This is a genomic window from Streptomyces sp. P9-A4 (assembly GCF_036634195.1).
In the GTDB taxonomy this organism is placed as follows: domain Bacteria; phylum Actinomycetota; class Actinomycetes; order Streptomycetales; family Streptomycetaceae; genus Streptomyces.
On record NZ_JAZIFY010000001.1, the window covers coordinates 2,385,773 to 2,406,715 of the forward strand.

Below are 20,943 nucleotides of genomic sequence, written 5' to 3' on the forward strand. Positions count from 1 at the left end.
CCTCGCGGTGAGCCTTACTTGTCCTCGGAGACCTCGGCCTCGCCGGTGACGGCCTCGACGGCCTCGGCGGCGGCCTCGACCTCGTCCTCGTCGTCCGAGAGGTCGACGACCTCGCCGTTGACGTCGACGACCTTGGCGGCCTCGACGACGACCGCGAGGGCCTTGCCGCGGGCGACCTCGCCGACGAGCATCGGCACCTGGCCACCCTCGGCCACGGCCTGGGCGAACTGGTCCGGGCTCATGCCGGAGGAGGCGGCACGGCGGAACAGGTGCTCGGTGAGCTCCTCGCGGGAGACCTCGAGCTTCTCCTTGTTGACGAGCTCATCGAGGATGAACTGCGTCTTGATGCCCTTCTCGGCCTGCTCCTTGGTCTCGGCCAGGAACTCTTCCTCGGTCTTGCCCTGGATCTCCAGGTACTTCGCGAGGTCGAGGCCCATCTGGCCGAGCTGGTGGTGCTCCAGGTTGTGCTTGCGGGTGTTGATCTCGTCCTCGAGAAGCTTCTCGGGCATCGGGACCTCGACCAGCTTGAGGAGCTCGTCGAGGACGCGCTCCTGGGCCTGGGTGGCCTGGTCGAACTGCTTCATGTTCTCGAGGCGCTTGCGGCTGTCGGCCTTGAGCTCGTCGAGGGTGTCGAACTCCGACGCCATCTGCGCGAACTCGTCGTCCAGCTCGGGGAGCTCACGGGCGGCAACGGTGGTGACCTTGACGGTGACCTCCGCGTCCTTGCCCTCGGCGGAGCCGCCCTTCAGCTGCGAGGTGAAGGTGGCCTCGCCACCGGCCTCCAGGCCCTTGACGGCCTCGTCGATGCCGTCGAGCAGCTCGCCCGAACCGATGGTGTACGAGACACCGTCGGCGACACCGTCCGGGAGGACCTCGCCGTCGACCTTGGCCTGCAGGTCGATGGTGACGACGTCGCCGTCCTGGGCGGCACGCTCGACCGGGGAGGTCGAGGCGAAGCGCTCACGGAGCTGCTCCACGGACTTCTCGACGTCCTCGTCGGTGACCTCGACCGCGTCGACGGTGACCTCGATGCCGGAGTAGTCCGGGATCTCGATCGTCGGGCGGATGTCGACCTCGGCGGTGAAGGCCAGCAGCTCGCCGTCCTTCAGCTCGGTGATGTCGACCTCGGGCTGGCCGAGCGGGTTGACCTCGGCCTCGTTCACGGCCTCGGTGTAGAACTTCGGGAGCGCGTCGTTGACGGCCTCTTCCAGCACGGCGCCGCGGCCGAACCGCTGGTCGATCACGCGAGCCGGGATCTTGCCCTTACGGAAGCCCTTGACCGTGACCTGCTGGTTGATCTTCTTGTACGCCGCGTCGAGGCTGTCCTTGAGCTCCTCGAAGGGCACCTCGACAGTGAGCCGAACCCGAGTCGGGTTCAGGGTCTCCACGGCGCTCTTCACGGTTCGGTCTCCTTGTGGCTGATTCCTGGAAACCGCCGTCGCCGCGTGAAGCGGGTCCGGCGGGTCGGCCCGGTCAGAAAGACACACGGGCACGCAGCTTGCATAGTAACCGCAAGCGGGATGACGCCCACAACGTGATCAAGAGTGCGCGAGGTGGGCGCGTGATCGTCATGGTCGGGGTGGCGGGATTTGAACCCACGGCCTTCCGCTCCCAAAGCGGACGCGCTACCAAGCTGCGCCACACCCCGTCGGTGCGACACGTAGGGTACATGGACGGGGACTGTGCGGCGCCCCCTCTTTTGACGGGTGTGCGCGAACGGCTCCCGAACCGCTAACATGCTCCTCGTGCCGCGGTCCTCGTGACCTGCGGCGCGGTGCTGCGCGGGTGTAGCTCAATGGTAGAGCACTAGTCTTCCAAACTAGCTACGCGGGTTCGATTCCCGTCACCCGCTCCACGAGCCTCGGGGCCGGTCAGGAGAAGTCTTCTCCTGACCGGCCCCGAGGCGTTTCCGGGCCGGTCAGGAGGTGTCTCCCGGCCGGCCCGAGGGCGTTTCCCGGCCGTGCGAGATGCCGGGTCCGGTGGGCGCGTGCAGACTGGCCTCAGGATCGGAGGCAGCCATGAAGGACCTGAAGTTCGAGCAGAAGCGCTCCCTGTCCCGGGGCGAGGCCGCGGACCGGCTGACGGCACTCGCCGCCGCCCTGAGGAAGGGCGGGGAGGTCGAGCTCGATCTCGGCTCGGGAACGATGAGCCTGTGGATCCCCGACGAACTCCGCTCCGAGGTGGAGTTCGAGGTGGGCGAGGGAGAGGTCGAGCTCGAACTCGAACTCACCTGGCCGACGGCCCGTTCGCGCAAGGACGCGGCGGCCGGGGCGGCGGCGGAGAAGGGGAAGAAGAAAGAGAAGAAGCCCGCCGCGCCCGCCCCGGAGGAGAAGGTGAAGCGGGCCGTCCCTCCGAAGAAGGCGAAGCCGACCGCCCCTTCGAGGAAGAAGAGGCAGCAGAAGCGGAAGAAGAAGGGGAAGGGGAAGAAGAGGTAGCCGCGGCTGCCCGCCCCCGCGTCAGAACTTGATGGACGCCACCGTCTGCGTTATCGAGTCCAGGAAGCGCTGGATGTCGTCGGCCATCCCGGTGGACGCGAGGAAGAAGCCGAAGAGCACGGCGACCACGGCCGGGCCGGCCTTGAGGTTCCCCCCGCGGATCAGCACCACCAGGATGATTGCCAACAGCAACACCACAGACAGTGAAATGGCCACAACTGATCACACCCTCGGTCGGTCCCGCCTTGCCCACCAGGGAGCCCGTGTCCCGGAACACCCCCCGCTGTCTCCATCGTGCCACCAACCCCCCTGCCCCCGCTGCCTGGTGACGAATCGTCGTGGAGACGATCACGTCACACCTGACGCGCCGGTCAGGCCGGGCGGGAGAGCAGGAGCAGCGCGCGGTCGTCGTTGACGTCCTTCGCGACGGCCTCGATCAGGTGCCAGGCGACGCCCTCGAAGCCCTCGGCGACGCAGCGGTCCGCCTCGCCGGTGAGCCGGTCGATGCCCTCGGCGATGTCCCGGTCGGCGGCCTCGACCAGGCCGTCGGTGAAGAGCATGAGGACGTCGCCGGTGCGCAGCGTGCCCTTGACGGGGTGGAACTCGGCGAGGTCGTAGACGCCGAGGAGGGGGCCGTCGGCGGCCTTCTCCTCCCAGCGCCCGCTGCCCGCGTGGAGCTGGAGGGCGGGGAGGTGGCCGGCCGAGAAGAGTTCGTAGTCGCCGGACTCCAGGTCGAGGACCAGGTGGATGGAGGTGGCGAAGCCCTCGTCCCAGTCCTGGCGGAGCAGATAGCCGTTGGCGGCGGGAAGGAAGGCGTGCGGCGGGAGGGAGCCGAGGAGGCCGCCGAAGGCGCCGGAGAGCAGCAGGGAGCGGGAGGCCGCGTCCATGCCCTTGCCGGAGACGTCGGTGAGGACGACTTCCAGGGTGCGGCCGCCGTGGGTGCGGGCGGCGACGACGAAGTCGCCGGAGAAGGACTGGCCGCCGGCCGGGCGCAGCGCCATCTCGCGGTGCCAGCCCTTGGGGAGCCGGGGCAGCGCGCTCTGGACGCGGATGCGCTCGCGGAGGTCGAAGAGCATGGTGCCGCCGCGCCGCCAGGGCACGCCGACGCGGGCCCGGAACTGGGCGATGAGCAGTCCGAAGAGGCCGCAGGCGGCGACGACGAGGACGGTGCCGGGGGTGACCCGGGCGGGGCCCTGGGTGTACGGGCCGAGGACGACGGACTCGACGATCAGGGCGCTGGCGGCGGTCGCGTACAGACCGAGGAGGCTCGCGGGGCGCAGCAGCAGTCCGCCGGCCACGATGGGCAGGGCCAGGGCGGCGGGTGCGCACCAGATGGGGTCGAGGACGGTGCCGAAGGCGATGGCCGGGATCATCAGGAGGAGTCCGGCGAAGGCGAGCCGGTCGGAGCCGTCGCCGCGGAAGTAGTCGACGCCGGACCTGCGCAGCGCGATGCGGGCCCGGCGGGCGCGTCTGCGCATGCGGGCCGCGTACGTGTTCACTCCTGCGCGGTGTCCCATTGGCCTGGACCCTATCCATCCCGTCGGACATCGTGCAGGGGTACCCCGGTGACAATGTGCGTGAAATCGGGTCGCCCTGGGCGGGCGCCGCTGATATCGATGGCATATGACTACTGAATTGCGGGTTCTCGACCCGAACGACTGGGACCGCTGGTTCGAGGTGCTGGACCTCGCGTTCGGCGGCCTTCACGAGCCTGCGGAGTCGCGCGCGCTGTGGCGGGACCTCACGGAGTACGAGCGGTCGCTCGGAGCCTGGGACGGGGACCTGTGCGTGGGGACGGCGGGTGCGTTCTCGTTCCGGCTGACGGTGCCGGGCGGGGGTCTCGTACCGGCGGCCGGGGTGACGATGGTGAGCGTGGCCGGCACGCACCGGCGGCGCGGGATCCTCACCTCGATGATGCGGCGGCAGCTCGACGACGTACGGGCGGCGGGTGAACCGCTGGCGGTGCTCACGGCCTCCGAGCCGGTGATCTACGGGCGGTTCGGCTACGGCGCCGCGTCCTGGGCCGAGCACGCGGCGATCGACACGAACCGGGTGCGGCTCTCGGTGCCGGAGGGCACGGACGGGGTGACGCTGCGGCAGGCGGATCTGACGGAGTCCTCGGCGGTCTGCGAGGAGGTGTACGCCAGGCTGGTGCCGCTGCGGCCGGGAATGGTGGCCCGGGGGCCGGGCTGGGAGCGGCTGCCGCTGATCGATCCGGAGTCGGAGCGCGAGGGTTCCTCGCCCCGGCTGTGTGTGCTCGCGGAGCGGGACGGGGAGGTCGTGGGCTTCGCGCACTACGCGATCAAGCCGAACTGGTCGTTCGCGGGGGCGGACGGTTCGGTGGGGGTGCAGCAGCTGCTCGCGCTCGACCCGGTGGCGGAGGCGGCGCTGTGGCGGTTCCTGTGCTCGGTGGATCTGACGTCGACGGTACGGATCCACAGCAGCCCCGTGGACGGGGCGTGGCGGCAGCTGGTGTCGGACGTGCGGCGGTGCCAGCCGACGGCGCGGGAGGTGCTGTTCGTCCGGGTGGTGGAGGTGGGCGCGGCGCTGGAGGCGCGGACGTACCAGACGCCGGTGGACGTGGTGTTCGAGGTGGAGGACGCGTTCTGCCCCTGGAACGAGGGGCGTTGGCGGCTGACCGGGGACGCGAAGGGGGCGAGCTGCGTACGGACGAAGGACGCGGCCGATCTCGCGCTGTCCGTACGGGAGTTGGGTGCGGCCTATCTGGGCGGGACCTCGCTGGTGTCGCTGGCCTCGGCCGGGCGGGTGCGGGAGCTGCGGGAGGGGGCGCTCCTTGAGGCGTCCGTCGCCTTCGGGTCGCCCGTCGCGCCGTGGCTGCCGCACGGCTTCTAGCGGCGGGGGTCGCGGAGGGGCGTCGTCAGCGGGTCTGGCAGTCCGGGCACCAGAAGAGGTTCCGGGCTGCCAGGTCCGCCGTGCGGATCCCGGTGCCGCAGAGGTGGCAGGGCTGGTTCGCCCGGCGGTAGACGTAGACCTCGCCGCCGTGGTCGTCGACGCGCGGCGGGCGGCCCATCGCCTCGGGGGTGTGCTCGGGGCGGACGGTGTCGATGCGGTTGAGGCGGACGCCCTCGCGCATCAGCATCGCGAGGTCGCTCCAGATCGCGTCCCACTCCCCCGCCGTGAGGTCCTTGCCGGCGCGGTAGGGGTCGATGCCGTGCCGGAAGAGGACTTCGGCGCGGTAGACGTTGCCGACGCCGGCGATGACCTTCTGGTCCATGAGCAGGGCGGCGACGGTGCTGCGGGACTTCGAGATCCGCTGCCAGGCCCGGTCGGGGTCGTCGCCGGTGCGCAGCGGGTCGGGGCCGAGCCGGTCGTGTATCGCCCGCTTCTCGGCGTCGGTGATGAGCGCGCAGGTCGTCGGGCCGCGCAGGTCGACGTACGACTCGGGGTTCGCGAGGCGCAGCCGGACGGTGTCGGTGGGCGGCGGGGCGGGGGTGTCGCCGAAGTTCACCTTGCCGAAGAGGCCCAGGTGGATGTGGATCCATTCCTCGCCGGGGAAGCCGAGGAAGAGGTGCTTGCCGTGAGCCTCGGTGGTCTCCAGGACGGCGCCGTCGAGCAGGGCGGCCGAGTCGGCGAACTTGCCCTGGGGGCTGGAGACGCGCACGGACCGGCCGCCGAACCGTTCCCGGTGGTCGGCGGCCAGTCGGTGGATGGTGTGCCCTTCGGGCATCAGGCGGTGGGCTCCTGCGGGTGGTGGGCCGGGATCGGGGGGAGCTCGCCGGTGTTCTCGTACGCGGTGAGCATGTCGATCCGGCGGGTGTGACGCTCGTCACCGGAGTACGGGGTGTTCAGGAAGATCTCGACGAACTTGGTCGCCTCTTCCCGGGTGTGCATCCGGCCGCCGACGGAGATCACGTTGGCGTTGTTGTGCTCGCGGCCGAGGGCGGCGGTCTGCTCGCTCCAGGCGAGGGCGGCGCGCACCCCCTTCACCTTGTTCGCGGCGATCTGCTCGCCGTTCCCGGAGCCGCCGATGACGATGCCCAGGGCGTCCGGGTCCGCAGCCGTCTTCTCGGCGGCGCGCAGGCAGAACGGCGGGTAGTCGTCCAGGGCGTCGTAGATGTGGGGACCGCAGTCGACGGGCTCGTGGCCGTGAGCCGTGAGCCACTCGACGAGGTGGTTCTTTAGTTCAAAGCCGGCGTGGTCGGAACCGATATAGACGCGCATGATGCCGAGTGTGGCACGTCAGGGCCCGGGTAGCAGGCATCGGGGTCGGGACCTTCACCCGACCTGGTACGGACCTTCGACTCTCGCGATGTCGCCCGTACAACGATCCGGAATGAGGGCTTCCGATCATCCCCGCCCACGGGGTTCAATGCTGGGGCTCGCGACCCGAGCACCCCCCACACACGAGGAAGCGTCGATGAACACGCAACCGACCCTGACGAAGGACAGCGACGGCACCGGTACGTCCGGCGCCCCGCAGTCCGCCGACGGCCTCAAGGCCGGACTCAAGAACCGCCACCTGTCGATGATCGCGATCGGCGGCGTCATCGGCGCCGGCCTGTTCGTCGGCTCCGGCTCCGGCATCGCCGCGGCCGGGCCCGCGATCCTCCTCTCGTACGCACTCGTCGGCGCCATGGTCGTCTTCGTGATGCGGATGCTGGGCGAGATGGCCGCCGCGCGGCCCTCCTCCGGCTCCTTCTCCGCCTACGCCGACCGCGCGCTCGGCCGCTGGGCCGGCTTCAGCATCGGCTGGCTCTACTGGTTCTTCTGGGTCGTCGTCCTCGCCGTCGAGGCGACCGCCGGCGCCAAGATCCTGGAGAGCTGGGTCCCGGCCGTGCCGCAGTGGGGCTGGGCGCTCATCGTGATGGTGGTGCTCACCGCGACCAACCTCGGCTCGGTCGCCTCGTACGGCGAGTTCGAGTTCTGGTTCGCCGGCATCAAGGTCGTCGCCATCGGCGCCTTCGTCGTCATCGGGCTGCTCGCCGTCTTCGGCGTGCTCCCCGGCTCGGACAACCCGGGCGCCGGCTTCGCGCACCTCACCGACAGCGGGGGCTTCTTCCCGATGGGTGCGGGCGCGGTCCTCACCGGTGTGCTGATGGTCGTCTTCTCCTTCATGGGCAGCGAGATCGTCACCCTGGCGGCCGGCGAGTCCGAGAACCCGCAGAAGGCCGTCAGCAAGGCCACCAACAGCGTGATCTGGCGCATCGGCGTCTTCTACCTGGGCTCGATCTTCGTCGTCCTGACGCTGCTGCCGTGGAACGACAAGTCGATCGTCGAGAAGGGCTCCTACGTCGCCGCCCTCGACTCCATAGGCATCCCGCACGCCGGGCAGATCATGAACGTGATCGTCCTGACCGCCGTGCTCTCCTGCCTGAACTCGGGCCTCTACACCGCCTCCCGCATGGCCTTCTCGCTCGGCCGGCGCGGGGACGCGCCGAAGGCCTTCGCCAAGGTCAACAAGCGGGGCGTGCCGACGGCGGCGATCCTCGGCTCGGTCGTCTTCGGCTTCGTCGCGGTCTTCTTCAACTACAAGTGGCCGGACACCGTCTTCGCCTTCCTGCTGAACTCCTCCGGCGCGGTGGCGCTCTTCGTCTGGCTGGTCATCTGTGTGACCCAGCTGAAGATGCGCGGCATCATCCTGCGCGAGACGCCGGAGAAGCTGGTCGTGAAGATGTGGCTCTTCCCGTACCTGACCTGGGCGAACATCGTCATGATCGTCGGCGTCCTCGGCTACATGGTCTACGACGGCGGCAGCAACCGCGACCAGGTGGTCCTGTCCCTGCTCGTCGCCGCGCTCGTCATCGCGATCTCGCTGGTGCGCCAGCGCCTCGGCCGTACCGACCGGCCCGCGGAGGCCGCGGAGGTCTCCGAGCGCCGGTGATCCGGTAGCCCGTACGCGAGAGGGCCCGTCGTTCCCCCGGGAACGACGGGCCCTCCTCGTGTGCGCGGTGGGCGCTCAGCCCTTGCGGCCGACGAGCTTCCAGGCGGTGGGGAGGGCGCCCATGGCGAGGGCCGCCTTGAGGGCGTCGCCGATGAGGAAGGGCGTCAGGCCCGCGGCGGCGGCCTGGCCGAAGGTCATGCCGGTGGCGAGCGCCAGGTAGGGCACGCCGACGGCGTAGATGATCGCGGAGCCGAGGGCCATGGTGCCGGCGGTGCGCAGGACCGAGCGGTCGGCGCCGCGGCGGGCGAGGGAGCCGACGACGGTCGCGGCGAGGAGCATGCCGAGGACATAGCCGAAGGACGGCATGCCGTAACCGGAGGAGGCCTCGGCGAACCACGGCACGCCCGCCATGCCGGCCACCGCGTACAGCGCGAGGGCGAGGAAGCCGCGGCGGGCGCCGAGCGCGGTGCCGACGAGCAGGGCGGCGAAGGTCTGGCCGGAGACCGGGACCGGGGAGCCGGGGACCGGGACGGAGAGCTGCGCGGCGAGGCCGGTGAGGGCGGCGCCGCCGACGACCAGGGCGATGTCCCGGGCGCGGCTCGACGGGATGAGGTCGGCGAGGACGGTGCCCGCACGGAGGGTACGGGCGGGGGCGGCGGCGGTGCTCATCGGTACTCCGCGGGGGTGAGGGTGGGTGGGACAGGTTGACGGTATGCCAGGAGTGAACGCCCGATCACCGTCAGCGGCCCACAAAGCGCGGGGCGAGCGCTTCGTGGAGATCGAACAAAGGCCGTCGATCACACATCGCGCCACGTGACGCTTGTCACTGGGAACTCCTCCGTGGAGGTCCCTTTTGCGCCAGGGGACGTTCACTGGAGAGACTGTGGAGTCTCCATAAACCGCCAGAGAGCACGAGCCCCCACATGCACGACCCTCTCACTCCCGAACCGGAGCCCCTCTCCCACGGTCTGAAGCAGCGTCATCTGACGATGCTGGGGCTCGGCGGTGTGATCGGCGCCGGGCTCTTCGTCGGTTCGGGCGTGGGCATCGCGGTCGCCGGACCCGGCATCGTGGTCTCGTATCTGATCGCCGGCGCGCTCGCGATGCTGGTGATGCGGATGCTCGGCGAGATGTCGGCGGCGATGCCGGCCTCGGGGGCGTTCTCGGTGCACGCCGAGCGGGCGCTCGGCCGCTGGGCCGGTTTCTCGGTGGGCTGGCTGTACTGGTTCCTGCTGGTCGTGGTCCTCGCCGTGGAGGCGACGGGTGCGGCGCGGATCGCGCACGGCTGGGCGCCCGGGGTGCCGCAGTGGGGCTGGGTGCTGGTCTTCATGGTGGTGTTCACCCTCGCCAACCTGGCGGCGGTGAAGAACTTCGGCGAGTTCGAGTTCTGGTTCGCCGCTCTCAAGGTCGGCGCGATCGTGCTGTTCCTGATCCTGGGCGTGCTCGCGATCGGGGGCCTGCTGCCCGACACGGACCCGGTGGGGCTCACGAATCTGACCGGGCAGGGCGGGTTCCTGCCGAACGGCTGGTCGGGCGTGGTCTCGGGCGTCCTCGTGGTCGTCTTCGCCTTCGGCGGTCTGGAGGTCGTCACGATCGCGGCGGCCGAGTCCGACGACCCGGCGCGGAACGTGGCGCGGGCGGTGCGCAGCGCGGTCTGGCGGATCCTGCTCTTCTACGTGGGCTCGATGCTGGTGATCGTGACGCTGCTGCCGTGGACGTCGATGGAACCGGGCGAGTCGCCGTACGTGGCGGTCCTGGACGCGATCGGGGTGCCGGCGGCGGGCCAGATCATGAACGTGGTGGTGTTCGTGGCGCTGCTCTCGGCGCTCAACGCCAACCTGTACGGGTCCTCCCGGATGGTGTTCTCGCTCGCGGAGCGCGGGGAGGCGCCGAAGGGGCTGCTCAAGGTGTCGGGCGACAGGGCGGCGGGCGGCGGGGTGCCGCGCCGGGCGGTGCTGGCCTCGGTGGCCTTCGGCTTCGTCTCCGTACTGCTCAATCTGAAGTGGCCGGATTCCGTCTTCCTCTACATGCTCAACGCGGTCGGCGCGGTGCTGCTGTTCGTCTGGGCGCTGATCGCGGTCTCGCAGCTGCGGCTGCGGCGCCGGATCGAGCGGGAGGCGCCCGAGACGCTGACGCTGAGGATGTGGGGTTTCCCGTGGCTGACCTGGGTGGCGCTCGCCGCGATGGGGGTGGTGCTGGTGCTGATGCTGCTCGACGACACGGCCAGGCCGCAGGTGCTGTGGTCGAGCGCGGCGACCGGGGCGGTGCTGCTCGTGGCGTGGGTGCGGGAACTGCGTACGAACCGGAACTGATTCTTCACCTTGTGTGAGGCTGGTGCCCGTATAGCGGACTCCTGTTCCCTGTGAGCGGTGCGCGCGCTCAGACTGTGGGCTCTCCCCGTCTCAGCTAGTGAACAGGGCTCGCCCATGTCTCGGACCACCGCGCCCGCGCCGGCCGACCGGAAGGACGGCGCGACCGCAGCTGCCCAGGGCCTCACGCACGGCCTCAAGCAGCGCCATCTCTCGATGATCGCCCTCGGCGGCGTCATCGGCGCCGGGCTCTTCGTCGGCTCCGGCGCCGGCATCGCCGCCGCCGGCCCCTCGATCGTGATCGCCTACGCGATCTCGGGCGTGCTCGTCATGCTCGTGATGCGCATGCTCGGCGAGATGTCCGCGGCGAACCCGGCCTCCGGCTCCTTCTCCGTCCACGCCGAGCGGGCCCTCGGCCCGTGGGCGGGCTTCACCGCCGGGTGGGCGTTCTGGTTCCTGCTCTGCGTCGCCGTCGGCCTGGAGGGCATCGGCGCGGCGAAGATCATGACCGGCTGGTTCCCGGGCAGCCCCGAGTGGGCCTGGGTCGCGCTCTTCATGCTGGTCTTCTGCGTCACCAACCTGGCGGCGGTGAAGAACTTCGGCGAGTTCGAGTTCTGGTTCGCCGCGCTCAAGGTCGGCGCGATCGTCCTCTTCCTCGGTATCGGCGTGCTCGCGATCGTCGGCGTCCTGCCCGGCACGGACGCCCCCGGCACCGCGAACCTCACCGGCGAGGGCGGCTTCTTCCCGCACGGCACGGACGGCCTGATCGTGGGCCTGCTGGCCTCGGTCTTCGCCTACGGCGGCCTGGAGACGGTCACCATCGCGGCGGCCGAGTCGGAGCACCCGGTGCAGGGCGTCGCCAAGGCCGTCCGTACGGCGATGTGGCGGATCGCGCTCTTCTACATCGGCTCGATGGCGGTCATCGTCACCCTGGTCCCGTGGGGCGACAAGGCGGTCGTCGAGAAGGGCCCGTACGTCGCGACCCTCGACCACCTGGGCATCCCGGCGGCCGGCCAGATCATGAACGTGGTCGTGCTGGTCGCCCTGCTCTCCGCGATGAACGCCAACATCTACGGGGCCTCCCGGATGGCCGGTTCGCTGGTCTCGCGCGGCCAGGGCCCGAAGGCGCTCGGCCGCACCTACGGCGGGGTCCCCCGCCCCGCGGTGCTGGTCTCCTCCGTCTTCGGCTTCCTGTGCGTGCTGCTGAGCTACTGGCGTCCGGACGACATCTTCGTCTGGCTGCTCAACACGATCGGCGCGATCATCCTGGTCGTCTGGTTCTTCATCGCCGCCTCCCAGCTGGTGCTGCGCCGCCGCACCGAGCGCGAGGAGCCCGAGAAGCTGGTCGTGCGGATGTGGGCCTTCCCGGTGCTGACCTGGGTGGCGCTGGGCTGCATGTCGGCGATCTTCGTCCTGATGGCCCGCGAGGAAGGCACCCGGGTGCAGTTGTACTGGACGGGCGGGCTGACGCTGGTGCTCGCGATCGTCGGCTACGTACGTCAGCGGGCGGCGGCCGGCCGGGCCGCCTGAGCCCTCCCCCGTACGAGAGCCCCCGGACCGTCTGCCGGTCCGGGGGCTTCGTCGTGCCCGGGGTTTCGCCGCGCTTGGGGACGGGACCAGTTCGCCGCGCCCCGGGACGGGACCCAGGACGAAGGGCTGATCAACTTCTCCCCCACCTGCTGTTAGCCTGCACTTGCATATAGGTTGCAATAAGCAGGAGCAGTCGAAGGGGCCGGGCATGGCGATCTACACACTTCCGGAGCTGCCGTACGACTACGCGGCGCTGGAACCGGTGATCAATCCGCAGATCATCGAGCTGCACCACGACAAGCACCACGCCGCGTACGTCAAGGGCGCGAACGACACCCTGGAGCAGTTGGAGGAGGCCCGCGACAAGGACCAGTGGGGCGCGGTCAACGGCCTGGAGAAGAACCTGGCCTTCCACCTCTCCGGCCATATCCTCCACTCCATCTACTGGAACAACATGGCCAGCCCGAAGAACGGCGGGGGCGGCGAGCCGCTGGCCGCCGACGGCGTCGGCGACCTCGCGGAGGCGATCACCGAGTCCTTCGGCTCCTTCGCCAAGTTCAGGGCCCAGCTCACCAAGGCCTCCGCGACCACCCAGGGCTCCGGCTGGGGCGTCCTCGCCCACGAGCCGGTCAGCGGCCGGCTCATCGTCGAGCAGGTCTACGACCACCAGGGCAACGTCGGCCAGGGCTCCGTCCCGATCCTGGTCTTCGACGCCTGGGAGCACGCCTTCTACCTGCAGTACAAGAACCAGAAGGTCGACTTCATCGAAGCCATGTGGCAGCTCGTCAACTGGCAGGACGTGAGCCGCCGCTACCGGGCGGCCAAGGCCTCCGTACCGCTGATCTCCTTCTGAACCCCGACTCCTGCTCGTGATCGTCTTCTCACCGTTCACCGGGCAGGCGGATGAAGGAAGAACCCCTGTGAGGACATGACTCACGGGGGTTCTTCCGGCTGCGCGACCGGGACTACTCGAAGCTGGGCGCCGCCGTCCGGGTGCGCTTGATCTCGTAGAAGCCCGGCGTCGACGCCACGAGCAGCGTGCCGTCCCACAGCCGGGCCGCCGCCTCGCCGCGCGGGGTGGGGGTGACCACCGGGCCGAAGAAGGCGACCTCGTCGCCGTCCGGGCCCGGCACCGCGACGACGGGGGTGCCGACGTCCTGGCCGACCTTGTCGATGCCCTCCTTGTGGGAGGCGCGCAGCTCGGTGTCGTAGGTGTCCTTGTCGGCGTACTCGACCAGGTCCTCGGGCAGGCCGACGTCCTTGAGGGCGCCGGCGATGGCCTCGCGGGTGGGGCCCTCGCCGTTGTTGTGGAAACGGCTGCCGAGCGCCGTGTAGAGCTTGCCGACGACCTCGTCGCCGTGCAGCTGCTGGGCGGCGACGACGACCCGGACGGGGCCCCAGGCCTGGGTCTCCAGCATCTCGCGGTACTCGGCCGGCACCTCGTCGAGACGGTTCTCGTTGAGCACGGCCAGGCTCATGACCTTCCAGCGCACGTCGACCGGGCGGACCTGCTCCACCTCCAGCATCCAGCGGGAGGTCATCCACGCCCAGGGGCACAGGGGGTCGAAGTAGAAGTCGGCGGTGGTCCTGCTCTCGGACATCTCGCTCCTCGGTAAGGCCGTCGGGAAGGTGGTGCGCCGAAAGGAGGCAACGCCAGGGCGGCGCGAAGGCATTCCCCTGTGCCGGGTGTCAGCTGCACATGGGAGGATCGGTGCTGTTTCGAACGTGCCACAAAGGAGTGACCGTGCCCGGTGAGAATCTGTCCCGCGACGAGGCCCACGAGCGGGCGGCGCTGCTGTCCGTCGACGGCTACGAGGTCGCCCTCGACCTCCGGTCGGCGGTCGGCGACCGGGCCGAGGAGGTGCGCACCTTCCGCTCGGAGACGACGATCCGCTTCCGCCGCACCGGCGAGGGCACGAGTACGTTCGTCGACCTGATCGCCCCGTCCGTGACCTCGGTCACCCTGAACGGGCGCGCGCTCGACCCCGCGGTCGTCTTCGACGGCTCGCGGATCGCCCTCGACGGCCTCGCCGACGAGAACACGCTCGTGGTGGACGCGCAGTGCGCCTACAGCCGGACCGGCGAGGGCATGCACCGCTTCGTCGACCCCGAGGACGGCGAGGTCTACCTCTACACGCAGTACGAGCCGGCCGACGCCCGCCGGGTGTACGCCGACTTCGAGCAGCCCGACCTCAAGGCCCCGTACCGCTTCTCGGTGACCGCGCCCGAGGGCTGGACGGTCTGGTCGAACGGCGCGGGCGAGCAGGACGCCGAGGGCGTGTGGCGGTTCGCGGAGACGGCGCCGATCTCCACGTACATCACCTGTGTCGTGGCGGGCCCGTACCACTACGTGACGGACTCGTACCAGCGCGGCGACCTGGAGATCCCGCTCGGCGCGATGTGCCGGAAGTCGCTCGCGAAGCACTTCGACGCGGACGACGTCTTCCTGATCACCAAGCAGGGCTTCGACTTCTTCCACGACAACTTCGACTACCCGTACCCCTTCGGGAAGTACGACCAGGCCTTCGTCCCCGAGTACAACCTCGGCGCGATGGAGAACCCGGGCCTGGTGACCTTCCGCGAGGAGTACATCTACCGCGGCAAGGTGACGCAGGCGGCGTACGAGAGCCGGGCCAACGTCATCCTCCACGAGATGGCGCACATGTGGTTCGGCGACCTCGTCACCATGGTGTGGTGGGACGACCTGTGGCTGAAGGAGTCCTTCGCCGACTTCATGGGCTCGTTCGTGAACGCCGAGGCGACCCGTTTCAGCAACAGCTGGGTGACCTTCGCCAACAACCGCAAGTCCTGGGCCTACCGCGCCGACCAGCTGCCGTCCACCCACCCGATCACGGCCGACATCCGTGACCTGGAGGACGCCAAGCTCAACTTCGACGGCATCACGTACGCCAAGGGCGCCTCGGTCCTCAAGCAGCTCGTCGCCTACGCGGGCCGGGACGCGTTCCTGGAGGGCGCGCGCCGCTACTTCAAGCGCCACGCCTACGGGAACACCCGCCTCGCGGACCTCCTCACGATCCTGGAGGAGACCTCCGGCCGTGACATGAGGACCTGGGCGAAGTCCTGGCTCCAGACCTCCGGCGTGAACAGCCTGACCCCGGCCGTCACCTACGACGCGGAGGGCCGGATCACCGAACTCGCCGTCCTCCAGGAGGGCGACGAGCTGCGTCCGCACCGGGCCGCCGTCGGCCTCTACCGGATCTCCGGCGGGGACCTCGTGCGGTACGCGCGGGCCGAGGCCGACCTCACCGGCGCCCGGACCGTCGTCACCGAGCTCGCGGGCGAGGAGCGGCCCGACCTGGTCCTCGTCAACGACGACGACCTCACCTACTGCAAGATCCGCTTCGACGACGGCTCCCTCGCCACCCTGCGCGAGCACCTCGGCGACATCACCGACCCGCTGGCCCGCGCCCTGTGCTGGTCCGCGCTGTGGAACCTGACCCGTGACGGGCTGATGCCCGCCCGGGACTTCGTCTCCGTCGTGCTCGCCTTCGCGGGCCGCGAGACCGAGATCGGCGTCCTCCAGATGGTGCACGCCTGGACGAAGTCGGCCGTCACCCTCTACGCCGCCCCCGAGTGGCGCGAGGAGGGCGGGCGGCTGCTCGCCGAGGGCGGCCTGCGCGAGCTGCGGCTCGCCGAGCCGGGCAGCGAGCACCAGCTGACCTGGGCGCGGTTCTTCGCGGCCACCGCCGGTACGGACGCCGACTTCCAGCTCCTCGAGGGGCTGCTCGACGGCACGGCGAAGATCGACGGGCTCGACGTCGACCAGGAGCTGCGCTGGGCGCTGCTCGCCCCGCTGGCCGCGCACGGCCGCGCGGACGAGGCCCGGATCGACGAGGAGCTGGGCCGGGACGACACGGCGACCGGCAAGCGGCACCAGACCCGGCTGCTCGCCTCGCGTCCCTCGGCGGCGGTCAAGGCGCAGGCCTGGGTGCAGGTCGTCGAGTCGGACACCCTGTCGAACGCACTGGTCGAGGCGACGATCGCGGGCTTCGTCCAGCCCTCGCAGCGCGAGCTGATCGCGCCGTACGCGGAGAAGTACTTCGCGGCGATCGAGCGACTGTGGGCCGAGCGGTCGATCCAGATCGGCATGGACGTGGTCCGGGGCCTGTTCCCGGGGCTCCAGGACGACGAGGAGACGCTGGCCGCGACGGACACGTGGCTCTCGGAGCACGAGTCGGCGGCGCCGGCGCTGCGGCGACTGGTCCTCGAAGCCCGGGACGACCTGGCGCGGGCGCTGCGGGCGCAGGCCTGCGACGGACGCGCGGCGGAGTAGCCGGTACGTGAGGGGAGCGGCGCCCCGGAAGGTGCGCCGCTCCCCCATCGGCACTCGAACGCGCGTACTTTAGGGCGAGGTTGTCCCCAATTGTCGACGAGCGTGTAACAGGGGTTAGGGGAGCCTTCGGAAGCGGAAGACCCCCCGCATGAACCACAACACCCCCATCACCCCCCGCCCCCTCCCCCTCACCTCCCGCACCGGCGGCACGCAACGCCTCGCGTCCGCCGACCAGTTGAGGCTCCAGGGCGTCCCGGCCGGCGAGGTCGCCGCGCGCTGCCGGCCCGGCGGCGGCTGGCAGCAGCTGCTGCCCGGTGTCCTCCTGCTCCAGCCGGGCGCCCCCACCAGTGAGGACCGGCTCCACGCGGCGCTGCTCTACGCCCGCAGGACCGGGGCCGTACCCCCGCAGGGCCCCGACGCGATGATCACCGGACTCGCCGCGCTGGCCCTGCACCGCTTCTCCTCCGCTCCCCCGCTGACCGCCCTCGACCGGATCGACGTCCTGGTGCCGAGGACCCGGCGGCTGCGCTCGACCGGCTGGGTGCGGGTCGTGCGAGCCCCTGAGTCCCCGGAGCCGCTGGAGCTCACCGGGGTCCCGGTCGCCCCGGTCGCCCGCGCCGTCGCCGACGCGGTGTCGGGTCTCTCGGACGCGGAGACCGTACGCCTGCTGCTCACCGAGGCGGTCCGCGGTGGGCACTGCGAACCTGGCACGGTGGTAAGGGAGTTGAGCCGAGCGCGGCTGCTCACCCGGGCGCATGTGGTGGACGCGGTGGACGCGCTGCTCGCCGAGGGCCGCTCGCTGTCCGAGGAGCGGCTGTACGAGATGGTGCGGGAGTTCGCGCTGCCGGACCCGCTGTGGAACGTGGATCTGCGGCTGCCGGGCGGCCCGCACCTGGGCGGGGTGGACGCCTACTGGCCGGACCAGGCGGTCGCCGTCGAGCTGGACACCCGGGCGCCCCGGCAGGACGACGACGCGCTGTGGTCCGAGTACACCCGCAAGCGGGAGCACCTGGAGCGGCTCGGCATCACGGTCGTCCACCTCACCCCGCGCAAGCTGCGCGAGGCGATGGACCAGCAGGCCACCGTGGTGCGTACGGCGCTGATGGCCGCGCCGGACCGGCAGCCCGCCGCGTATGTCGCCGTCCTGCCGCGGTGACGGCCTACTTCTCGGGGGCGGCGCCGGTGCCGCAGAACTCGGCCTCGACGACCTTCTGGGTGTCGCCCGCCCAGTCGGCGTTGAAGTTGCCGGCGAGGGAGTGCTCGCCGTCGCGGGTCACCTGGGCGAGGGAGCTGGAGCCGTGGATGCCACCGCCGTGGCCCCAGACCTCCTGCCCGCAGCTCAGCTTCTCCTTCATGAGCCCGAGGCCGTAGCCCACGTTCGGGAAGTCGGGGGAGATCCGCACCGTGGTGGTCATCTCCTTCAGACCGTCCTTCGTGAGGAGCCGGCCCTTGAGCAGGGCGCGGTAGAAGGTCTGCAGATCGCGGGAGTCGGAGATGATCTCGCCCGCCGCGCCGGCGATGCTCGGGTTGAGCGCGGAGACGTCGTGGACGGGGGCGTTCACGTCCCGGGAGAGCTTGGAGTACGCCGGGCTGCTGGGCTCCGGCATGGCCGAGCGGGTCCCGGGGACCGTGGTGGCGCGGAGCTTGAGCGGCTTGATGATCCGGTTCTCGACGGCCTTGCCGTAGGGGCGGCCGGTGACCTTCTCGATCACCATGCCGGCCAGAACGAAGTTGGTGTTGGAGTAGTTCCAGGAGGTGCCGGGGGCGAAGTCCGGCTTGTGGTTCATGGCGACGGCGACCAGCTGCTCCGGGGTCCAGGTGTCGTAGCGGTGCTCCAGGAAGCCGGGGCCGAAGACCTTCTCCTGGAAGGCGGGGTCCTCGGTGTAGCTGTATACGCCGCTGGTGTGGTTGAGCAGCCGGCGGACGGTGATCCTCCCGCCGTCGTGGCCGTTGCCGCTGACGACGCCGGGCAGCCACTTCCCGACCGGGTCGTCGAGGTCGATGCGGCCCTCCGCCTGGAGCTGGAGGAGGACGGTGGCGGTGAAGGTCTTGGTGATGGAGCCGACGCGATAGCGGTCGTTCCCCTTGCGGTCGCCGGCGGTTCCGGTCCAGGTGCCGTGGCCGTCTCGGGCCTGGGCGACGGCGCCGGGCACCCCGGCGTCGACGGCGTCCAAGAGCACCTGCTGCGTGGCCGCGTGGTCCTGCTTCGCCGGTGCGGGCGCCGGTGCCGCCGCCAGGGCGGGGGCGGCGAGGGCGGTGGCGGTGATCCCCGCGACCAGGACGGCGGCCAGGACGGTGCGGGTGGTGCGTACGGCTGACATGCGGGCTCCCCTGTGGCTCTGCTGTGCGTGTGCTGCGGTCGGCGGGGAGGACCGAGGGGCCGCGGGGATGGTTGAGCAAGGGTGGGGCGGTTGAGCCCTTTTCAGCCGTTTGACGGGTCGGTGAGGCGGGAGCGGCCGACCGGGGGCCGTTCGCGCCACAGGTCGAGGCCGATGTCGACGAGTTCGACCCGGGGCAGGGCGGCGACGGCGTCGAGCGGGTGCCAGGCGGCGAGGTCCGTGGAACCGCCGGTCTCGTTGCGCAGGGCGCCCCCGGTGACCTGGGCCTCGTAGATGATCCGCAGGCCCTGGAAGTCGCCCGGTCCCCCGAACCGGCGGAGCCGGCCGCGGCGGACGGAGTCGACGCCGAGGAGGGCGGTGGGCTCGACGCGATAGCCGGTCTCCTCCTCGACCTCCCGGGCCATCGTCCGTACGGGCTCCTCGCCGTGGTCCATGCCACCGCCGGGCAGGGTCCACCGCCTGGTCCCGTCGTCCGCCACCCAGCGGGCGAGGAGCAGCTCGCCGTCCCGGACGCACACGGCGTAGGCCGCCACCCTCAACTCCTGCTTCATGGAACGAGGTTAGATCCAGTACGCGGGATACGTCCGGCCCGTGACGCGGGCGGCTCCGAGGCCGACGGCGACCAGCAGGACGGAGGCGAGGGCGAGAAGGCCGATAAACGACCCGAAGGGCGGCGACTGGAGGGCGACGATCACGGCGGTGGCCGCGGCGGGCGAGTGCGGGGTGCGGGCCGCCGTCATCACGCCGAGGGCGAGGCCGCCCGCTACGGCGGCGGACCAGAGGCCCGGCCCCGCGAGGGCCAGGACGGCGAAGCCGGTGAGCGCGGAGAGCAACTGGCCGCCGACGACCGAGCGCGGCTGGGACAGCGGGAGGTCGGGGGCGCCCGCCACCAGGGCCATGCTCGCCGCCAGCGGCGGGATCAGCAGGGGCAGGTCGAGCGCGGTGCCGACGGCCACCAGGACCAGGAGGGCGGCGACGCTGCCGACGGTGGAACCGAGCAGCACCCGGAGCCGGGGGCGCGGGGGCGGTCCGGGGCGGGTGTCGGCTCGGGGCGGGGTGGCGGCCGTGGCCGCGGTGGGCAGGGTGGCTTCGGGGGCCGGGGTGGTGGTCACGTGCGGTCCTCGGGGTGTCGGCGGAGGTGGCTTCGGTAGGGATCGGCGGTTCAGACGGCCGGGGCGATCGGTGGATCAGGCGGCCGGGTCGATCGGTGGATCAGGCGGCCGGGTCGATCGGCGAGCGGTCCACCGCCGACCAGCGCAGGGGGCTGCCCGCCGGGGTCTCGACCGTGCGCTCGACCCGGAAGCGGGTGACCCGCCCCTCGGGGCCGTACTCGGTGTGGGCGAGGCCGCTGAGCTGGAGGGTCGTCCCGGTCTCCCAGTCCAGGAAGAGCAGCCCGGCGCGCCCGTCCGACTCCAGGTTGCCCAGGGTCAGGAACATCGCGTTGCCCGGGTAGTCGCGCCAGGTGAGCTCCCGGGGCGCTTCGACCCGGACGAAGCCGGGGTTGCCGCCCCGGTGGCTGGTCTCGGCGCCGTCGGGGCCGACGGTGGCGACGAAGAAGGTGTCGGCGGCGCGGACGCGGCGCACCTGGTCGGCGGTGAGCACCTCGCCGTGCCGCACGGCACCGGTTCCGGGGCCGGCGGGGTCGGAACCGTACCACTCCCGTCGGTGGAGGTACTTCGGGCAGTTGGAGAAGACCCGCTCGGCCTCGATCACCATCCCGCGCGCGCTGGGCCTGGCGATGCCGTTGAGGCGCATCCGGCGGCGGGTGCGGGGGTCGAGGGCGAGGGTGCCGACGGCGGTTCCTTCGGCGGTGACGGCCCCGGCGAGCGGGTCGTGGGCGGGAACGCCGCCCGCGACGGAGAGGGTGCGCGGGCCGGTGGCGCGGACGAAGCCGGGGGCCCCGGCGAGGAGGCTCGACCAGACGCGGCCGGAGCGGTCGGCGGCGCCCAGCAGCAGCATGGGCTGGGCCGCCACGAAGGCGGCGGCTACGGGCCGGATGCCGGGGGCGATGGAGCGGCCGACGTGGGCGGCGAGGTCGCGGACGCCGAAGCGGCCCTGGAGGGCGAGGGAGCCGGGGTGGTACGCGGGTCCGGGCTGCGTGTCGTGGGAGCCCATGGGGTCCTCCAGAGGGTGCGGATGCCGGGGCTTCTCCGAGCTAACCCCTTAATTCAACTTTAGTGGTTAGCCAGGAGGG

19 protein-coding genes and 2 tRNA genes are annotated in these 20,943 nt (G+C 71.1%); 9 read left to right on the forward strand and 12 right to left on the reverse strand.

The window, feature by feature from the left end; translation table 11 throughout:
* Positions 1-14: 14 nt before the first annotated feature.
* Both tig and V4Y03_RS10740 read right to left on the reverse strand, forming a co-directional pair.
* A complete protein-coding gene (tig, locus tag V4Y03_RS10735) occupies positions 15-1,400 on the reverse strand; it encodes a trigger factor (protein WP_332434763.1) in 1,386 nt (461 codons plus the stop codon).
* A 171-nt stretch (positions 1,401-1,571) separates the two neighbouring features.
* Positions 1,572-1,648: transfer RNA gene (locus tag V4Y03_RS10740), tRNA-Pro, on the reverse strand.
* Between the two features lie 133 nt (positions 1,649-1,781).
* Between V4Y03_RS10740 and V4Y03_RS10745 the strand changes: the two genes are divergently transcribed.
* Positions 1,782-1,855 (forward strand) — tRNA-Gly (locus V4Y03_RS10745).
* Positions 1,856-2,018: 163 nt separating this feature from the next.
* Positions 2,019-2,435: an amphi-Trp domain-containing protein gene (locus V4Y03_RS10750; RefSeq protein ID WP_317873382.1), complete on the forward strand. Its 417-nt coding sequence runs from the start codon at positions 2,019-2,021 to the stop codon at positions 2,433-2,435.
* Positions 2,436-2,456: 21 nt separating this feature from the next.
* Here V4Y03_RS10750 and V4Y03_RS10755 read toward each other — a convergent pair whose 3' ends face one another.
* Together V4Y03_RS10755 and V4Y03_RS10760 are read right to left on the reverse strand one after the other, a co-directional pair.
* Positions 2,457-2,651 carry a hypothetical protein gene (locus V4Y03_RS10755; protein ID WP_056558898.1) on the reverse strand — a complete coding sequence of 65 codons (195 nt, stop codon included), beginning with the start codon at positions 2,649-2,651 and terminating at the stop codon, positions 2,457-2,459.
* Positions 2,652-2,806: 155 nt separating this feature from the next.
* Complete coding sequence (locus V4Y03_RS10760) at positions 2,807-3,952, reverse strand: PP2C family protein-serine/threonine phosphatase (RefSeq protein WP_332434764.1); 1,146 nt, start codon at positions 3,950-3,952, stop codon at positions 2,807-2,809.
* A gap of 106 nt (positions 3,953-4,058) precedes the next feature.
* Here V4Y03_RS10760 and V4Y03_RS10765 point away from each other — a divergent pair, with 106 nt between their 5' ends.
* Positions 4,059-5,288 carry a GNAT family N-acetyltransferase gene (locus V4Y03_RS10765; RefSeq protein ID WP_332434765.1) on the forward strand — a complete coding sequence of 410 codons (1,230 nt, stop codon included), beginning with the start codon at positions 4,059-4,061 and terminating at the stop codon, positions 5,286-5,288.
* A gap of 25 nt (positions 5,289-5,313) precedes the next feature.
* Here the strand turns inward: V4Y03_RS10765 and V4Y03_RS10770 are convergent, their stop codons facing one another.
* Together V4Y03_RS10770 and V4Y03_RS10775 are read right to left on the reverse strand one after the other, a co-directional pair.
* Positions 5,314-6,123 carry an Fpg/Nei family DNA glycosylase gene (locus V4Y03_RS10770; RefSeq protein ID WP_332434766.1) on the reverse strand — a complete coding sequence of 270 codons (810 nt, stop codon included), beginning with the start codon at positions 6,121-6,123 and terminating at the stop codon, positions 5,314-5,316.
* On the reverse strand, positions 6,123-6,617 hold the full coding sequence (locus tag V4Y03_RS10775) for a ribose-5-phosphate isomerase (RefSeq protein ID WP_317873378.1): 495 nt from the start codon (positions 6,615-6,617) through the stop codon (positions 6,123-6,125). Before V4Y03_RS10775 ends, V4Y03_RS10770 begins: the two co-directional genes overlap by 1 nt.
* Before the next feature lie 196 nt (positions 6,618-6,813).
* On the opposite strand from V4Y03_RS10775, the gene V4Y03_RS10780 reads away from it, so the two are divergent.
* On the forward strand, positions 6,814-8,277 hold the full coding sequence (locus V4Y03_RS10780) for an amino acid permease (RefSeq protein ID WP_332434767.1): 1,464 nt from the start codon (positions 6,814-6,816) through the stop codon (positions 8,275-8,277).
* Positions 8,278-8,352: 75 nt separating this feature from the next.
* Here the strand turns inward: V4Y03_RS10780 and V4Y03_RS10785 are convergent, their stop codons facing one another.
* A complete protein-coding gene (locus tag V4Y03_RS10785) occupies positions 8,353-8,946 on the reverse strand; it encodes a biotin transporter BioY (protein WP_332434768.1) in 594 nt (197 codons plus the stop codon).
* 254 nt (positions 8,947-9,200) lie between these two features.
* On the opposite strand from V4Y03_RS10785, the gene V4Y03_RS10790 reads away from it, so the two are divergent.
* The 3 genes from V4Y03_RS10790 (at position 9,201) to V4Y03_RS10800 (ending at position 12,969) form a co-directional block, all read left to right on the forward strand.
* Positions 9,201-10,589 (forward strand): amino acid permease, encoded by a 1,389-nt coding sequence (locus V4Y03_RS10790; protein WP_332434769.1) that lies wholly within the window; start codon positions 9,201-9,203, stop codon positions 10,587-10,589.
* A gap of 114 nt (positions 10,590-10,703) precedes the next feature.
* Complete coding sequence (locus V4Y03_RS10795) at positions 10,704-12,116, forward strand: amino acid permease (protein WP_332434770.1); 1,413 nt, start codon at positions 10,704-10,706, stop codon at positions 12,114-12,116.
* Between the two features lie 208 nt (positions 12,117-12,324).
* A complete protein-coding gene (locus tag V4Y03_RS10800) occupies positions 12,325-12,969 on the forward strand; it encodes a superoxide dismutase (RefSeq protein WP_317873373.1) in 645 nt (214 codons plus the stop codon).
* 112 nt (positions 12,970-13,081) lie between these two features.
* On the opposite strand, the gene V4Y03_RS10805 is transcribed toward V4Y03_RS10800, so the two are convergent.
* A complete protein-coding gene (locus V4Y03_RS10805) occupies positions 13,082-13,717 on the reverse strand; it encodes a mycothiol-dependent nitroreductase Rv2466c family protein (RefSeq protein WP_332434771.1) in 636 nt (211 codons plus the stop codon).
* Positions 13,718-13,860: 143 nt separating this feature from the next.
* Here V4Y03_RS10805 and pepN point away from each other — a divergent pair, with 143 nt between their 5' ends.
* Positions 13,861-16,410 carry an aminopeptidase N gene (gene pepN / locus V4Y03_RS10810; protein WP_332434772.1) on the forward strand — a complete coding sequence of 850 codons (2,550 nt, stop codon included), beginning with the start codon at positions 13,861-13,863 and terminating at the stop codon, positions 16,408-16,410.
* 148 nt (positions 16,411-16,558) lie between these two features.
* Entirely contained in the window at positions 16,559-17,566 is a 1,008-nt protein-coding gene (locus tag V4Y03_RS10815; protein ID WP_332434773.1) for a hypothetical protein, read from the forward strand.
* Positions 17,567-17,570: 4 nt separating this feature from the next.
* Here the strand turns inward: V4Y03_RS10815 and V4Y03_RS10820 are convergent, their stop codons facing one another.
* From V4Y03_RS10820 to V4Y03_RS10835, 4 genes are all read right to left on the reverse strand, one after another.
* Complete coding sequence (locus V4Y03_RS10820) at positions 17,571-18,731, reverse strand: serine hydrolase domain-containing protein (protein WP_332434774.1); 1,161 nt, start codon at positions 18,729-18,731, stop codon at positions 17,571-17,573.
* 101 nt (positions 18,732-18,832) lie between these two features.
* Entirely contained in the window at positions 18,833-19,300 is a 468-nt protein-coding gene (locus V4Y03_RS10825; RefSeq protein ID WP_332434775.1) for an NUDIX hydrolase, read from the reverse strand.
* A gap of 9 nt (positions 19,301-19,309) precedes the next feature.
* Positions 19,310-19,861 carry an HPP family protein gene (locus V4Y03_RS10830; RefSeq protein WP_332434776.1) on the reverse strand — a complete coding sequence of 184 codons (552 nt, stop codon included), beginning with the start codon at positions 19,859-19,861 and terminating at the stop codon, positions 19,310-19,312.
* 100 nt (positions 19,862-19,961) lie between these two features.
* Positions 19,962-20,864, reverse strand: a complete 903-nt coding sequence (locus V4Y03_RS10835) for a pyridoxamine 5'-phosphate oxidase family protein (RefSeq protein ID WP_332434777.1) — start codon at positions 20,862-20,864, stop codon at positions 19,962-19,964.
* Positions 20,865-20,943 lie beyond the last annotated feature (79 nt).

Coding starts and splice junctions, on each gene's coding strand:
- V4Y03_RS10750 (WP_317873382.1), top strand. CDS start 2,019: ATGAAGGACCTGAAGTTCGAGCAGAAGCGCTCCCTGTCCCGGGGCGAG.
- V4Y03_RS10760 (WP_332434764.1), bottom strand. CDS start 3,952: ATGGGACACCGCGCAGGAGTGAACACGTACGCGGCCCGCATGCGCAGA.
- V4Y03_RS10765 (WP_332434765.1), top strand. CDS start 4,059: ATGACTACTGAATTGCGGGTTCTCGACCCGAACGACTGGGACCGCTGG.
- V4Y03_RS10770 (WP_332434766.1), bottom strand. CDS start 6,123: ATGCCCGAAGGGCACACCATCCACCGACTGGCCGCCGACCACCGGGAA.
- V4Y03_RS10775 (WP_317873378.1), bottom strand. CDS start 6,617: ATGCGCGTCTATATCGGTTCCGACCACGCCGGCTTTGAACTAAAGAAC.
- V4Y03_RS10780 (WP_332434767.1), top strand. CDS start 6,814: ATGAACACGCAACCGACCCTGACGAAGGACAGCGACGGCACCGGTACG.
- V4Y03_RS10785 (WP_332434768.1), bottom strand. CDS start 8,946: ATGAGCACCGCCGCCGCCCCCGCCCGTACCCTCCGTGCGGGCACCGTC.
- V4Y03_RS10790 (WP_332434769.1), top strand. CDS start 9,201: ATGCACGACCCTCTCACTCCCGAACCGGAGCCCCTCTCCCACGGTCTG.
- V4Y03_RS10795 (WP_332434770.1), top strand. CDS start 10,704: ATGTCTCGGACCACCGCGCCCGCGCCGGCCGACCGGAAGGACGGCGCG.
- V4Y03_RS10800 (WP_317873373.1), top strand. CDS start 12,325: ATGGCGATCTACACACTTCCGGAGCTGCCGTACGACTACGCGGCGCTG.
- V4Y03_RS10805 (WP_332434771.1), bottom strand. CDS start 13,717: ATGTCCGAGAGCAGGACCACCGCCGACTTCTACTTCGACCCCCTGTGC.
- V4Y03_RS10815 (WP_332434773.1), top strand. CDS start 16,559: ATGAACCACAACACCCCCATCACCCCCCGCCCCCTCCCCCTCACCTCC.
- V4Y03_RS10820 (WP_332434774.1), bottom strand. CDS start 18,731: ATGTCAGCCGTACGCACCACCCGCACCGTCCTGGCCGCCGTCCTGGTC.
- V4Y03_RS10825 (WP_332434775.1), bottom strand. CDS start 19,300: ATGAAGCAGGAGTTGAGGGTGGCGGCCTACGCCGTGTGCGTCCGGGAC.
- V4Y03_RS10835 (WP_332434777.1), bottom strand. CDS start 20,864: ATGGGCTCCCACGACACGCAGCCCGGACCCGCGTACCACCCCGGCTCC.